This window comes from Enterococcus sp. AZ179, from assembly GCF_050498885.1.
In the GTDB taxonomy this organism is placed as follows: Bacteria; Bacillota; Bacilli; order Lactobacillales; family Enterococcaceae; genus Enterococcus_D; species Enterococcus_D entomosocium.
The window spans coordinates 1,829,036-1,843,077 of record NZ_JBMHEO010000001.1 but is presented as its reverse complement, the minus strand read 5'-3'; the positions used below and the strand labels follow the sequence as shown (position 1 = coordinate 1,843,077).

Sequence of the window (14,042 nt, the reverse complement as noted above, 5' to 3'; positions counted from 1 at the left end):
TTACCCTCTAGCGGGCTAAGTTTTGTAGATTTTGCTGCCATTTCTCTGTTTGATAATCCAGCAACTCTTGATAGCCCGCTGCTTGTGCTTGGGCTTCCGCCTCAGCAAAGATGGCACGCACTTCTTCATCGCTGTCAGCAAAGATCGCTGAAGCATTGGCTTCTTCAAAAATATCGTTGATCCGTTGCTGAATGATTCCTTCTGGTGAGTCTGGCATCGGGTTGATCGCCGCAAATTCCGTGTCGTCTTTTTGCGTGTCCCAAGTAATAGCATGCTGCCATTTCGTTGCCCAGTTCATTTGATCTTCTGGAAGATTCAGTTCAAATTTTGTTTTGGTATTGTCTAAAAAGGCGGAGTTGCCGTTCCATTGGAAACTTGAAGTTGCTTGCTCGATCTCCGAAACGCCTGCACTGTCTTCTGCATAGGCATCCGTAAATTTCGTATAGCCTTCTTCATCAAAGCCATCCCAATACTGGCCTTCTGGACCAAACATCAAGATCGATTGGCCCAACGGTCCTGTCAACCAATCTAAGAAGGCAAAGACTTTTTCTGGGTCTTCTGCATTTCTAGTAATGACACTGACATTCCACCCTAGCATTTCATAGGAACCTGGGAAAATATTGTCAGGATCTAGTCCTGGTTTAGCAATTGGTTCGATATAGAAATACCCCGCATCTGGGTTTTGCTCTTGCAAGATGTAATGGGCATCGCGAGCATGGTTGGACGGGCTGGCAGCCGCATAGACAGCTACACGACCACTGGTTACTTTTTCTGCCACCATATCTGCATCTTGGGTCAAGGTATCTTGGGTCATCAAGCGCTCACGGTACAGTCTTGACGCATATTCAATCGATTCTACGTAGTTTTCATTGGCAAAGATCGAGGTCAATACGTCGCCTTCAGGAACAGCGCGAATGCGGATATCTGCTGGTGAACGCCCTTCTGCAAATGCTGAGTACAAGACATTGATCCCTTGTCCGCTGACATCTGTTTCAAATGGAATGACATCAGGAAACTCTGTTTGAACTTCTTTCAAATACTCATAAAGATCCTCTGTTGTTTTCAATTCTGGCGCACCTAAAGCATCATGGATCTCTTTATTGACGACATAACCGGCATTCCCGAAAGGCTCCGAGCTATACCAGTTGGGAAACTGATAAAGTTTGCCGTCTTCTGAACGAAGCATGTTCAGGATGTCTTCTCCCGCCCATTCTTTCAAGTTTGGATACTTATCCAAGTAATCATCAAATGGCACTAAGGCACCCGCTTCTCGCAGCCGTTCCACATCCGACCCTCGATCAAGCCAAATAAAATCAGGTAGATCATCGCCAGCGATCATTGTGCTTAGCCGCTGTGCTGCATTCCCGCCACCATCGATTGCGCGAATATCTACCTTGGTCAGTTCTTTGATAGCAGCAGTTGCTGGATCATCTCCCCAACGATCCATCGTGTACCAATCATAATTACCAAACATCGTGATCTCCAACGGTTCACTGCCTAATTCAAAGACCTCCGAACTGTCACGGTCATTCGCTGCCGCCCCATCACTTTCTTTTGTCCCTGACTCACTGCCGCAAGCAGCCAGTAAGAGACTCATCGCAGTCACTGACAGCACGCCTTTTAATACCTTTGCTTTCATTCTTTTATCCCCTTTCAACGTTTCGTTCCTTCTCTCCTCTAATCAAGAGAGTTCCTCCTGCTCTGCTAATCTTTCAACGAACCAATCAATACACCTTTTACAAAATACTTTTGGACAAACGGATAAACCATTACGATCGGCAAAGTCGCCACCATCATGATCGCCATCGACAAGGATTTTCCTGTGACACCAGTCATTTCCGCCAAACGTGCTGCTGAGCCAGAATCGATTTGACTCATTTGCGAACTCACCGTGTTCGAATTCAAGACTCGTTGCAAAAAGGTCTGCAAGGGAATCAGATGATCTGAAGTAATGTAGATGCTTGGCATAAACCAATCATTCCAATGCCCAACGGCGGTAAATAGCGACAAAGTGGCAATGACTGGACCTGATAACGGCAAAATGATTCGGAAAAACGTGCCCCAATAACCACAACCATCAATTTTCGCTGAATCTTCCAATCCTTTCGGCAGTTGCTGAAAGAACGTACGGAAGATGATCATATTCCAAACACTGATCAGACCAGGAATAATCATTACCCAAAAAGAATCCATCAGTCCAAGTGAACGTACCACTAAAAAAGTTGGAATCAAGCCGCCGCTGAAGAACATCGTGAGGATGAAAAAAATCGTAATAAATTTTCGCCCTATCAGTTCTCTTTTTGACATTCCATATGCTGCCATCGCTGTCAGCATGATCGATGAAAACGTCCCGATCACTGTCCGTAAGACACTGATGAAAAAGGCATTCATCAAGCGCTGATCTTGAAAGACGATCTGATAGTTTTCCAACGTAAATTCTCTTGGCCAAAACGTGATCCCACCGGTCACCGTGTCACGTCCAGAATTAAAGGAAATCACCAGTGAATTCCAGAAGGGATAAAATGTCAAGAATGCAAGCGTTATCAAGAAAAGGTAGATAAAAATCATCATCGCTTGGTCGCCCCAATTTTTCTTCATTGTTCATTTCCTCCTCTGCTGATTACCATAAGCTGTGACCCACTTTGCGTGCGAAAAAGTTTGCTCCGCTCAAAAGAGTGACACTAATGACTGCTTTGAACAAACCAACAGCTGTTGCGTATGAATATTGAGAGTTGCTGATCCCTACCCGATACACATAGGTATCAATGACATCCGCCACATTTCTAAGAGCTGGATTGCTCCCCAGTAAAAGCAAATCTTCAAAGCCCGCATTCAACAAGTTGCCAATTTCTAAGATCAAGAAGATCGTAATGATTGGAACGATCGAAGGCAGAGTGATCAAAAAGACTTGCTGAAATTTCGTTGCGCCATCTAGTGATGCTGCTTCGTACAGTTGCGGATCGATCCCAGCAATGGCTGCCATATAGACGATCGAGCCAAAGCCAATCGATTTCCAAAGATTTGTCGTAACGATGATCGTCCAGAAATAGCGAGGGATCGATAAAAAGTTGATTGGTTCATCGATCAGGTTTAAACTTTCCAAAGCAATATTTAAGCTACCGTTATCCATCGATAAAATCGACATCGTAAACCCCGCCACGATCACCCATGATAAAAAGTGCGGGAGATAAGTAATCGTCTGCACCACACGTTTGAATGCAACGTTCTTGACCTCGTTAAGCATCAACGCCAGCAAAATCGGTGCTGGAAAACAAATAGCAATCTTTAGCACACTGATCATAATGGTATTCCGTAAAATTTCCCAAAAACGTGGTTCACTAAAAAAGCGCCGAAAATTATCAAAGCCGATCCATGGACTGCCTGTCATACCTTCAAAAATATTGTACTGTTGAAATGCCATCAAAATCCCGTACATTGGGATATAGCTAAAAATGCCTACCAGTAAGATCGCCGGCAGTACCATCATCTGCAGATCCCACTGAGCAAAATATCGGTGTATCCACTTTTTTTCCATCACATCTACTCCTTGTCTTCCCGTTACTGCTCAACACCATAAGAAACCGCATACATTAATAACAACAAATAACCTCTGCGTCCAGAGCCATCGAATCTCGATTCTTTTTTATTATAAATTAAGAATAACCACAATTCAATATAATGTTTGCGATTTTTGAATCATAATGGCTATTATATTAAGTTTTAAGACAAGCGTTTCAAATATTAAATAACTAAATAAGAAATTAAAAATAGATTGGACCTGTTCTACTAATGCAGATAAACTACCGTTTTTTCAATGATTGGTCTTCGAATCGATGTAACAGGTTTTTACACTCTTTCGTGTGAAATAAAAGCAAAAGTTTCTTTTTTTGACAAAAAAAAGAAAAAGCAGAGAATCGCCCTCTCTGCTTTTTCTTTCATAATCTATTATTTTTTAACGATAAACCACCATTCGATACCGATCGCATCGTAGGTCGTCAACAATTGCCGTTTTTTGTCGATGAAAAACTCTTGATTCTTCTCAGACAAGTGTTTTTCCAATGTATCGATATCTTCTTGACTGATGGAGATTTTCAAGAAGTCTAAGCCAAGCACCTCGTGGCTCGGTAAGTCGATCGTACCACCTTGTGCTTCAGTCAAGCCAACTTGGAAGTCACCATCATTGAGGATAAATTCCTTTGTTTCGGCTTCTTTTGTTTTCAAGCCTAAGCTTTCTTCTAAGAAAAGCTGCTCTTTGGCTAGATCACTGACGTTTAAATACAGCTTGCCAAAATGAGCCGCTTTTGATAAGCCAGCCGCTTTTGCAGGTGCCGCTTTGATCAATTCTGCTTCGTCTTTTGGTACCACAGTTCCTGCGGGTGCTGTAAATAAGACTTCGATTTTGTTTCCTTCTGGATCCGCTATAATAAAGCCTAATTGATTCGCTTCATAACGAGCTTCTTCGAAAGCAATCGCTTTTTGTTGGGCATTGCTCGCGATAGTTGCCGCTTCTTCTAGCGAGGATATGGCTAAAACGATGCGCTGCATCTTTTTGATCTCACCGAAATGGTCGTTGGCACGCGGGCTTTCTTCCAACCATAAAACTTCTCTATCTAATCCTTTTAGACCAAAGATGGCCAACTCATTTTCTTCTCTTTTCAGCTCAAAGCCAAGTACATCGCGATAAAAGGCAATCGCTTGATCGCGGTCTTTTACCCGAATTGCAACAGTCAGCAACTTCGTACTGCTCCCCAATAAGAAATCTGTCATTGTTTCTCCCCCTACTTACATATGTACTCATTGTACTGATAAAACGAAATTCTAGCAAATGAAATCCCTACCTATTTTATTCTTTTTTTAGAGAAAATAAGAAGAAAAGCACAGAAAAGTCAGAATTTTGCATTTTTATAAGTAGAGAGGTGGCGTTTAGGTGTCGCTAATGGCTTCAACTACAGCCAGCTGCTGCTGGACTTGCCGCGAGGATCTGGGTTCCTAAACGATCGATCCGATCGGTGATACAAACGGCAGCTACCCCTGCTTTTAAGGCTTTCTGAGCACTTTTTAGTTTTGGCAGCATGCCGCCCGTGACTACTTCTTCGGCGATCAGTTGGGGGATCTCCTCAAAAGAAACAGCCGACAACCACTTGCTTTCTTGTTTGATGCCAGGAACATCCGTCAACAAATACAGTTTTTCGGCTTGTAAGCTGGCTGCGACCTGACAAGCCACTTCATCCGCGTTGATGTTCAACCATTGCCCATCTGGAGTAATTCCTAGTGGGGCCAAAATCGGAACATGTTTTTTCTCTGTCAAGAGCTGCAGGAAAGCAGCGTTGATTTGTTGAACCTTCCCTACTTGACCTAATTTCTCCTCATCGATAACTTCTCCTTGGATCAGCTGATCACAACCAGCATTCAGTCCCACGGCATGGAAGCCAGCTTGCTGGAAAGCAGTCGTAATCAGCGGTTGAACTTGTCCCAGAAGGACCATTCTAGTTACTTCAAGCGTCTGGGGATCGGTCACCCGCAGGCCGTCTTTGATCGTGACTGTCAACGCCATTTTCTCCATCATTTCTGAGATGTAGTGACCGCCGCCATGGACGATGACCACTTTTTTGCCCGCAGCTTGCCAATCTGCTATCGTCTCAAAGAATGACGGGGTTAAATTGTCTGAAGCGACACCGCCGATTTTTACTACGATCGTTTCCATCTACTCGCTCCTTTTTGTCTAGTACCTGATTTGTTTCAGGTATGATATAGTGCGTTGATTTTCACATAGTCATAGGTCAGATCACAGCCCCAAGCGGTGCCAACACCTGCCCCTTCTTTCAGCTCAACAGCGACTTTGACTTCATTTTCCGCCAACTGTTCTTGCATGATGGTTTCGTCAAAAGCTACCGGTGTCCCTTGGACAAAGACGGGAATGTCGGCTAATGCAATCGATACCGTTGCTGGGTCGATCGGCTGCCCACTATAGCCCACTGCACATAAGATACGCCCCCAGTTCGGGTCTTTGCCAAAGAGGGCTGTTTTGACCAGTGGCGAACCAACGATGGTTTTGCTGATCATGCGGGCTGCTTCATCGGTCACAGCTCCACTCGTGTGAGCTTCGATCAATTTGCTGGCGCCTTCTCCGTCCTTTGCAACTGCTTTGGCTAGTGCGGTCAGAACTGCTTTGAGCATCCCTTTAAACTCATGATAAGCTGGCGTGTCAGCTTCAATCGTTGGATTTTTGGCTAACCCGTTGGCTAAAACTAACACCATATCATTGGTGGATGTATCGCCATCGACCGTGATTTGATTGAAGGTAACGTCGGTTAATTCTTTCAGCAGTGCTTGCAAGAGTGCTGGAGCGATCGCTGCATCCGTCGTAACAAATGCCAGCATCGTGGCCATATTAGGATGGATCATACCAGACCCTTTGGCACAGCCCGCAACAGTCACAGTTTTGTCAGCGATCGTTGATTGGATGACACTGCTTTTTTCAGTCAGATCCGTCGTCAAAATTGCTCTTTGAAATCGGTGGGCATCCCCTTGCCTGTTTAGTTGCTGAATCCCTGCCGTGATTTTTTCCATCGGTAAGCTCTTACCAATGATCCCGGTGGAGGCTACCGCAAAGGCTTCGGGACTCGTATGCAGCTGGGCTGCTGCCAATTCTGCCATCTCTTGTGCATCTTTTAAACCTTGCTCCCCGGTACAAGCATTGGCATTGCCCGCATTGACGATCACGCCTTGCAAGGTGCCTGCTTGCATTTTTTCCTTTGTAACGAGAATGGGTGCCGCTTGTACTTGATTGGTGGTAAAGACTGCCGCAGCACTGGCTGGCACTTCAGAGACGATCCAACCAAGATCGACTTTCTCTTTCTTCAGACCGCAATGCAGACCGTCGGCAAAAAAACCTTTGGGGGTTGCGATCGTTCCTTCGATTTCTTTCATTTTCTTTCCTCCTACTGCCACCTTTTTGCGGATTGTCCACTGGCTGACACGAGTATCCTCACGCGTCTGTTGGCTATTTTATGGATATAACGGTGCTTGCATAAGACCAGTCGTTTCTGGTATCTTTGCCCATCGATTGAAGTTTTGGATCGCTTGGCCAGCAGCCCCTTTGCCTAAATTATCGATCACTGCGACAACGGTCAACACTTGGGTCAGCGGATTGAAACATAGGCCAATGTCACAAAAATTCGTTCCCGTCACTTGCCGCAGCTCGGGCAGCTTTCCTAACGGTTGCACTCGGACAAACGGATGGTCTTGATACGTTTTTACGTACAGCTCATAGATGTCCTCTTGCGAAATCGCGTCTTTGATAGGCGCATAAAGCGTCATAAAGATCCCTCTTTTGACAGGCAGTAAGCTGGTAGAAAATTGGATCGGCGGCATTGCCTGATCCCATTGCTGAAACTGCTGCATGATCTCAGGAATATGCTGATGCTGATTTGGCTTATACATCGTCATGTTATCCGCAGCGGTTGCAAAGTGACTGCTGTCCGTCAATTTCTTACCAGCACCCGACAAACCCGACTTGCCATCAAAAATCAACGTACCGCTGAATAGTTTTTGCTGAACCAACGGCGCAGCAGCTAAAATGGCAGCAGTCGCATAACAGCCTGGATTGGCGATCAAATTGCCAGGAGTCGTTGCAAACTCAGGCAGCGAATAGGTCGCGTGTGCCAACAACTCGGCAGGGGCAGCTTCTTGGTGATACCATTTTTGATAGCTATCCCGATCCTTCAATCGCAGATCACCAGAAAGGTCAATCACTGGAAAGTCATTTGCGACAAAAGTCGCTGCGAGTTCTTTGCTGATTCCAGCAGGAGTCGCAAAAAACACGAGTTGATTTTCCTTTTGGATTTTTTCTGCATCAAAAGGTTCGATCAGCTGCTCTGTCAGCCCAACTAGATGAGGATACAAAACTGATGAATTTTCATGCATAGAATGACTATGCAAGGTGCCCACCTCCAATTGGGGATGTTGCTGGATCAAACGAATCAATTCAATTCCGGTATACCCTGTTACACCAACGATTGCTGCCTTCAAACACGTCACTCCTCAAAAGAATTTACTTAAGATTATAAGAAACTCCCATTGCTCTGTCAATGATTATTTATAAAACTATTCAAAATAAATTCGCTGTTATTCGGTTTTTATAAGAAAAAATGCCCAAAAAATCTATTTTTATACAATTATGCTAAGATCGCTTGTAAAATCGCCAAGGCTGCTTTCGTTTCCTCTTGCGAGATCGTTAAGGGTGGCAGCAAGCGCAAAACCTTGGTACCCGCCTTTAATGCGAGGAGGCCTTGGTTCCGCAGTTGAGTCAACACGGATTGCAAGCTTTCCGAATCTGCTAATTCGATACCAATCATCAATCCTTTCCCACGAATCGCCTGCACCTTAGATAGTCCTTGCAATCCGTCGAAAAACTGCTGCTGACGCAATTGAACATTGACTTGAATGTCCTCTTCTTGCAACACACTGCAGACGGCACTAGCAGCGGCCATCGCTAATTTATTGCCACCAAAGGTCGAACCGTGACTACCGGGCCCAAAAGCCGTTTGCAAATGACTTTTGCCTAGCATTGCTCCGACAGGGATCCCGTTACCAAGCCCTTTTGCTACGGTAAAAAGATCAGGTTCAATGCCATATCCTTCAAAAGCAAACAGTGTTCCTGTCCGTCCCATCCCGGTTTGGATCTCATCCACCACCAGCAGTGCTCCCTGCTCCTGACAAAGGGCTGCCACCCCTTGGACCCACGCCACCTCGGCAGGGATCACGCCGCCTTCGCCTTGGATCAATTCTAAAAACACGGCTGCCGTCTGCTCATCTAAAACGGCTTGCAATGCCTCAAGGTCATTAAACGGTACATAAACCATCTCTGGTACCAGCGGACCAAACCCATCGTGAATACTGCTTTGCCCAGTCAAAGACATCGCGCCAAAGGTCCGACCGTGGAAAGATTGTTCAAAACTGATGACTTTGCTACGGCCAGTCGCTTTGCGAGCCAGCTTTAAAGCAGCTTCGTTCGCCTCAGCGCCACTATTGCAAAAATAAGCCAGATACGGCTCGTCTGAGGCGCTCGTTTGATTTTGGGTCAGCTTTTGGGCAACTTCTTCTTGCAGCTGGCTGTCATACAAATTCGGCACATGCCAAATTTGCTCTGCTTGGGTCATCAACGCGGCTTGCACTTTGGGATGCCCATAACCGAGATTAACGACCCCGATGCCGCTTGTTAAATCTAAATATTGGTTCCCTTGCGAATCTACGACATAGCTCCCGCTGCCTTGCTGGATATCGATGGGCAAACGGCTGTAATTAGGAAAAAGATGACTCATTGGTTTCACTCCTTGTCTTGGATCATTCGAAATTATGTATTAATATACATTTTTATCTAGATAATTGCAATAAATATTTAAATTAAAGCGATAAAAATTCATAAAAAAAGAAAGCAGTGACAATCACTGCTTTCTTTCAGTCAACCTTTGGCGGTCTGTTTATTATCATTTGGGGAAGAATTTCTTTCATTACAAACAGTGGATCACGCCACTTCTTCTGAAAATTGACTGTTATAAAGGTCTGCATAGAAACCGTTTTGCGCCATCAATTCCTCATGGTTTCCAGTTTCAACAATAGATCCGTGATTCATCACGATGATATTGTCAGCATCACGAATCGTAGAGAGACGGTGAGCAACCACAAAGCTGGTCCGATTTTCTAACAAACGCCCCATTGCTTTCTGGATCAAGATCTCAGTCCGCGTATCGACACTAGAAGTTGCTTCATCCAAAATCAAGACGTCCGGATCCGCTAAGAAGGCGCGGGCGATCGTGATCAGCTGACGTTGACCTTGGGAGATGTTGCTGGCTTCTTCATTCAAGACCGTATCATAGCCTTCTGGCAATTTGCGAACAAAATCATCCACATGGGCAGCCTTCGCCGCAGCAATCACTTGTTCTTTGGTCGCTTTTTCATTTCCATAATGAATGTTGTCATAGATGGAGCCGGTAAACAACCACGTATCTTGCAGCACCATCGAGATATTACTACGCAATTCATCACGAGTCAAGTCTCGGGTATCTCTGCCATCATAACGAATGCTACCGCCAGAAACATCATAAAAACGTTCCAAGAGATTGATCAGCGTGGTTTTCCCAGCGCCGGTTGGTCCTACGATAGCCACCATCTCACCAGCTTTGACATCCAGATTAAAATCGGTCATCAATAATTTGTCTGGGGCATAACCAAATTGAACATGATCGAAACGAACTTTGTATTCACTGTCTTCCACTGGTAAACCAGAAGGCTCATCATTCATTTCTTCTTCATCCAAGACTTCAAAGACCCGTTCGGCAGATGCAACGGTTGATTGGATGGTGTTTAGCAAACTAGCGATTTGAGTGATCGGTTGAGAGAATTGATTGGTGTATTGCAAGAATGCTTGCACATCCCCTAACGTCATGTTCCCATTCGCTACCTTGATTCCACCAAGGACAGCCACGAAGACATAGCCTAAGTTTTTAATGAAGTTCATCAAGGGCATAATGATCGCTGAAATAAATTGGGCTTTCCAACCAGCAGAATACAGACGGTCATTTTCTTCTTCAAAAACGACTTGATCGGCAGCTTCATGGTTGAAGGTTTTGACTACTGTATGACCGCCGTAAGTTTCTTCGACTTGGTCATTGAGCAATCCTAAACTTTTTTGTTGGGCCGCAAAGAATTTTTGCGATTTTGGTGCGACGATCATCACGACGATCAAGCTTAAAGGAACCGTTGCTAAAGCAATCAAAGTCAGTTGCCAACTGATCGTCAGCATCATCCACAAAACCCCGATAAAGGTCACGACACTCGTAATAAATTGGGTCAAGTTTTGTTGCAGGGTACTTGCGATATTATCCATATCATTGATTGCCCGTGACATGATATCTCCATTTGAGTGAGTATCATAGTAAGAGATCGGCAAGCGGTTCATTTTTTCATCTAAGTCTCGACGCAGCTCATAAACCGTTCGTTGAGAGACACGGGTCATAATAAACTGTTGTAGAAAGTTGAAGACGGCTGAAATCACATACATGCCGATCGCGATCAAAATGATTTGACCAACTTTCTCAAAATCGATAGGAAATTCTGTCACCTGTTGGCCGGCTTGCATCTGCTGTGTACCGATCATGACCCCTTTAAAAATTTCAGTGGTCGCTTCCCCTAAAATTTTCGGTGTTTGGATTTGGAAGATCACGGCTGCGATCGCTAAAACGAAGACGGCAATGATAGCGATGGAGCGTTTCGACATGTACCCGAAAAGCCGTTTGACCGTCCCCAAAAAGTTTTTTGGTTTTGGTCCTTTGGCACCGATGTTACGGCCCGGGCCGCCACCCATTGGTCCGCCACGGTGTTGTGTTGTTGTTTTCTTTTCACTCATGCAAGATCCTCCTCTCTCAATTGTGAAGAAACGATTTCTTGATAGGTTTCATTGTCTGCCATTAATGATTCATGGGTCCCTTTCCCTACGAGTTGTCCTTCATCTAATACTAAGATCGTATCGGCATCCATGACGGTGCTGACCCGTTGGGCAACCACGACCATGATGCTGTCTTGCATGTCACGTTTCAGCGCTGCTCGTAAGTTTGCATCGGTTTTGAAGTCCAATGCGGAGAAGGAATCATCAAAGACATAGACATCTGCTTGTTTCACTAACGCACGAGCAATCGCTAAACGTTGACGTTGTCCACCAGAGAAGTTGCCGCCGCCTTGTTCTACACGGCTATCTAAGCCATCTGCCAGTTCGGAGACAAAATCTTTGGCTTGGGCGATCTCTAATGCTTGCCAGATTTCTTCGTCTGTCGCATCAGGTTTTCCGTATTTCATATTTTCACGAATGGTACCGGAAAACAGTACCGCTTTTTGCGGAACAAAGCCCACGACTTCTCGTAGATTGTGCTGGGTGATTTCTGCAATATTGACCCCATTGATTTTGATTGCACCAGACTCCACATCGTACAAACGAGGCAAGAGATTGACTAGTGTCGTTTTCCCTGAGCCCGTCCCACCGATGATGGCAACAAAATCACCAGATTTTGCTTGGAAGTCGATATCTTCCAACGCCAATTTCTCAGCGCCTTGGTAGCGATACGCCACATGGTCAAAAGTCAAGGTTGCTTGATCCCCTTGTAAGCTCAATGTCGCTGGTGTTTTTGGATCGAGAATTTCATCTTCTTCATTTAAGACTTCGTTGATCCGGTCAGCTGATGCTTGGGCTCTTGGCACCATCACGAAGATCATGGACAGCATCATAAAGCTGATCAAAATTTGCATCGCATAAGTCATAAACGCAATCAGGTTCCCGACTTCTAAGGTCATTTCGGCAATATAATGACCACCAAACCATGTGATGGCAATGTTCGTTCCACTCATGATCAACGTCATCAAAGGCATCATCAAGGCCACGATGGTATTTACTTTGATCGCGGTGTGGGTGTAATCTTTGTTGGCTTGATCAAAGCGATTCGCTTCATAATCCGTCTTGTCAAATGCCCGAATAACGCGGACCCCCGTCAAGCCTTCACGAAAGACTAAGTTCAAACGGTCAGTTTTCTTTTGCATACTTTTGAATAAAGGAACGGCAAAATACATAATACCGCCAACTAATACTAGCATGATAGGAATAACGACTAAAAAGATTCGTGTTAATTGGGCATCTTTTTGATAGGCCAAGAAGCTCGCCCCAATCAGTGTGATCGGTGCATTGATCATCATACGTAAAAACATTTGCGTCACCATTTGAATTTGGTTGACGTCGTTAGTGGTTCGTGTGATCAATGATGCGGTCCCAAATTTATCGAAAGAACGAGAAGAAAAATTCTCAACTTTTTGGTAAATGTCCGAACGTAGTTTTTGTCCTAATTTTTGTGATTCTCTTGTTGCGAAATACGTATTTCCTAAAGCGGCGATGATACTGATCAATGAAAAGCCGATCATGTAAAAGCCGGTTTTCCAAATGTAATCAATGTCCCCTGTCGCCACCCCATTGTTGATAATATTGGAAGTCAATGTCGGTAGATACAAATCAGAAACGACTTGGATCACCATAAACACCACTGCCATGATTATGGAAATGACGGATACGCGTTTTATCAGCTTAATCATAGGTTTCCCCTCTTTCTTTTTTTGCGCCCTCTCTTAACCAGCGGACTTTACTGTTGAAATCAGCGATCGCTTCGGCAGGATCATAGTCTGGATCAAATGCTGATTGGCGATAGGCTTCGGCAATCGTCGAAAAGACGGTATGCATCAGCAGCTGGATCAGCATTTTCAACTCATGGTCGTCTTTGACTTTCAATAAATCTTTGTCGACCTCTGACAAAAAGATGGCTTGTTGCTTCTGCCGATCGGCTTTGTGTTCTTGATGCATCTTGTGCTGCATCTCTGGAACGACTTTATGGAAGGAACGATAATCCATACTCATAAATAAATTGCGGTAAAAGTTTGCGTTTTTGCCTTTGAAAACCTCGGCGATCATCCGTGAAAAGTACCATTCGAACCCCGCAAACAGATCCCCGTTTTCATGTTGGATCGATTTCAGCAGATCTCGCTGACTATTTTTTTTCAACGTATGGAAATAATAGTAATAAAGATCTTCTTTGTTTTCGAAGTATTGGTAAAAACTCCCGCGAGGAATCTCGGCATCTTTGATGATGTTGGCGATCGAGGCGTCTTTCAGCGGCAGTCTTGAGAATTCTTTTTTCGCCGCATTTAAGATACGCTTTTGTTTTTCTGGCGGCAAGTGAAAAAATGTATCGGTCGGCATCACAAGCAACTCCTTTCTAATTTAAAATAAATCACAGCTCTCGATATGACACGATGTCATATGACACTGTGTCATTATACACCCCTCACCAGAGAATGCAAGAATTTAAATTTGACTTTTTTATGAAGGAATCAATTCTGGTCTTTTTATAAAAGGCGTTATTTGAAAAGAAATCACGAGTGAAATTTCTGAAAACAAAAAACCTTCGTTTCCCTGATGGAAAACGAAGGTTGCTATTTTTTCATTCTGC

11 protein-coding genes are annotated in these 14,042 nt (G+C 44.5%); all 11 read right to left on the bottom strand.

Annotation, left to right across the window (positions count from 1 at the left end; all coding sequences use genetic code 11):
• Positions 1–7: 7 nt before the first annotated feature.
• The 11 genes from IGI88_RS08750 to IGI88_RS08700 all read right to left on the bottom strand — a co-directional run bounded on the left by IGI88_RS08750 (position 8) and on the right by IGI88_RS08700 (position 13,792).
• Positions 8–1,639, bottom strand: a complete 1,632-nt coding sequence (locus IGI88_RS08750; protein WP_244732930.1) for an extracellular solute-binding protein — start codon at positions 1,637–1,639, stop codon at positions 8–10.
• 65 nt (positions 1,640–1,704) lie between these two features.
• Positions 1,705–2,598 carry a carbohydrate ABC transporter permease gene (locus tag IGI88_RS08745; protein WP_005232275.1) on the bottom strand — a complete coding sequence of 298 codons (894 nt, stop codon included), beginning with the start codon at positions 2,596–2,598 and terminating at the stop codon, positions 1,705–1,707.
• 22 nt (positions 2,599–2,620) lie between these two features.
• Positions 2,621–3,535, bottom strand: a complete 915-nt coding sequence (locus IGI88_RS08740) for an ABC transporter permease (RefSeq protein WP_005232278.1) — start codon at positions 3,533–3,535, stop codon at positions 2,621–2,623.
• Between the two features lie 410 nt (positions 3,536–3,945).
• Entirely contained in the window at positions 3,946–4,767 is an 822-nt protein-coding gene (locus IGI88_RS08735) for a VOC family protein (protein WP_429960358.1), read from the bottom strand.
• 175 nt (positions 4,768–4,942) lie between these two features.
• Positions 4,943–5,704 (bottom strand): acetylglutamate kinase, encoded by a 762-nt coding sequence (gene argB / locus IGI88_RS08730; RefSeq protein WP_429960357.1) that lies wholly within the window; start codon positions 5,702–5,704, stop codon positions 4,943–4,945.
• A gap of 35 nt (positions 5,705–5,739) precedes the next feature.
• Positions 5,740–6,930: a bifunctional glutamate N-acetyltransferase/amino-acid acetyltransferase ArgJ gene (gene argJ, locus IGI88_RS08725; RefSeq protein WP_195961016.1), complete on the bottom strand. Its 1,191-nt coding sequence runs from the start codon at positions 6,928–6,930 to the stop codon at positions 5,740–5,742.
• Positions 6,931–7,008: 78 nt separating this feature from the next.
• On the bottom strand, positions 7,009–8,031 hold the full coding sequence (gene argC, locus IGI88_RS08720; protein WP_194199309.1) for an N-acetyl-gamma-glutamyl-phosphate reductase: 1,023 nt from the start codon (positions 8,029–8,031) through the stop codon (positions 7,009–7,011).
• Positions 8,032–8,177: 146 nt separating this feature from the next.
• Positions 8,178–9,323 carry an acetylornithine transaminase gene (locus tag IGI88_RS08715; protein ID WP_139959836.1) on the bottom strand — a complete coding sequence of 382 codons (1,146 nt, stop codon included), beginning with the start codon at positions 9,321–9,323 and terminating at the stop codon, positions 8,178–8,180.
• Between the two features lie 203 nt (positions 9,324–9,526).
• Positions 9,527–11,407, bottom strand: coding sequence for an ABC transporter ATP-binding protein (locus tag IGI88_RS08710; protein WP_086372558.1), 1,881 nt, complete (start codon positions 11,405–11,407; stop codon positions 9,527–9,529).
• Positions 11,404–13,131 (bottom strand): ABC transporter ATP-binding protein, encoded by a 1,728-nt coding sequence (locus IGI88_RS08705; RefSeq protein WP_008376197.1) that lies wholly within the window; start codon positions 13,129–13,131, stop codon positions 11,404–11,406. The genes IGI88_RS08710 and IGI88_RS08705 overlap by 4 nt, the downstream gene beginning before the upstream one ends.
• Positions 13,124–13,792 carry a TetR/AcrR family transcriptional regulator gene (locus IGI88_RS08700; protein ID WP_005232294.1) on the bottom strand — a complete coding sequence of 223 codons (669 nt, stop codon included), beginning with the start codon at positions 13,790–13,792 and terminating at the stop codon, positions 13,124–13,126. Before IGI88_RS08700 ends, IGI88_RS08705 begins: the two co-directional genes overlap by 8 nt.
• Positions 13,793–14,042 lie beyond the last annotated feature (250 nt).

What these genes read in the sequence shown, in the direction of transcription:
- IGI88_RS08750 (WP_244732930.1), bottom strand. Translation starts at nt 1,639, where the DNA reads ATGAAAGCAAAGGTATTAAAAGGCGTGCTGTCAGTGACTGCGATGAGT.
- IGI88_RS08745 (WP_005232275.1), bottom strand. Translation starts at nt 2,598, where the DNA reads ATGAAGAAAAATTGGGGCGACCAAGCGATGATGATTTTTATCTACCTT.
- IGI88_RS08740 (WP_005232278.1), bottom strand. Translation starts at nt 3,535, where the DNA reads ATGGAAAAAAAGTGGATACACCGATATTTTGCTCAGTGGGATCTGCAG.
- IGI88_RS08735 (WP_429960358.1), bottom strand. Translation starts at nt 4,767, where the DNA reads ATGACAGATTTCTTATTGGGGAGCAGTACGAAGTTGCTGACTGTTGCA.
- argB (WP_429960357.1), bottom strand. Translation starts at nt 5,704, where the DNA reads ATGGAAACGATCGTAGTAAAAATCGGCGGTGTCGCTTCAGACAATTTA.
- argJ (WP_195961016.1), bottom strand. Translation starts at nt 6,930, where the DNA reads ATGAAAGAAATCGAAGGAACGATCGCAACCCCCAAAGGTTTTTTTGCC.
- IGI88_RS08715 (WP_139959836.1), bottom strand. Translation starts at nt 9,323, where the DNA reads ATGAGTCATCTTTTTCCTAATTACAGCCGTTTGCCCATCGATATCCAG.
- IGI88_RS08710 (WP_086372558.1), bottom strand. Translation starts at nt 11,407, where the DNA reads ATGAGTGAAAAGAAAACAACAACACAACACCGTGGCGGACCAATGGGT.
- IGI88_RS08705 (WP_008376197.1), bottom strand. Translation starts at nt 13,131, where the DNA reads ATGATTAAGCTGATAAAACGCGTATCCGTCATTTCCATAATCATGGCA.
- IGI88_RS08700 (WP_005232294.1), bottom strand. Translation starts at nt 13,792, where the DNA reads ATGCCGACCGATACATTTTTTCACTTGCCGCCAGAAAAACAAAAGCGT.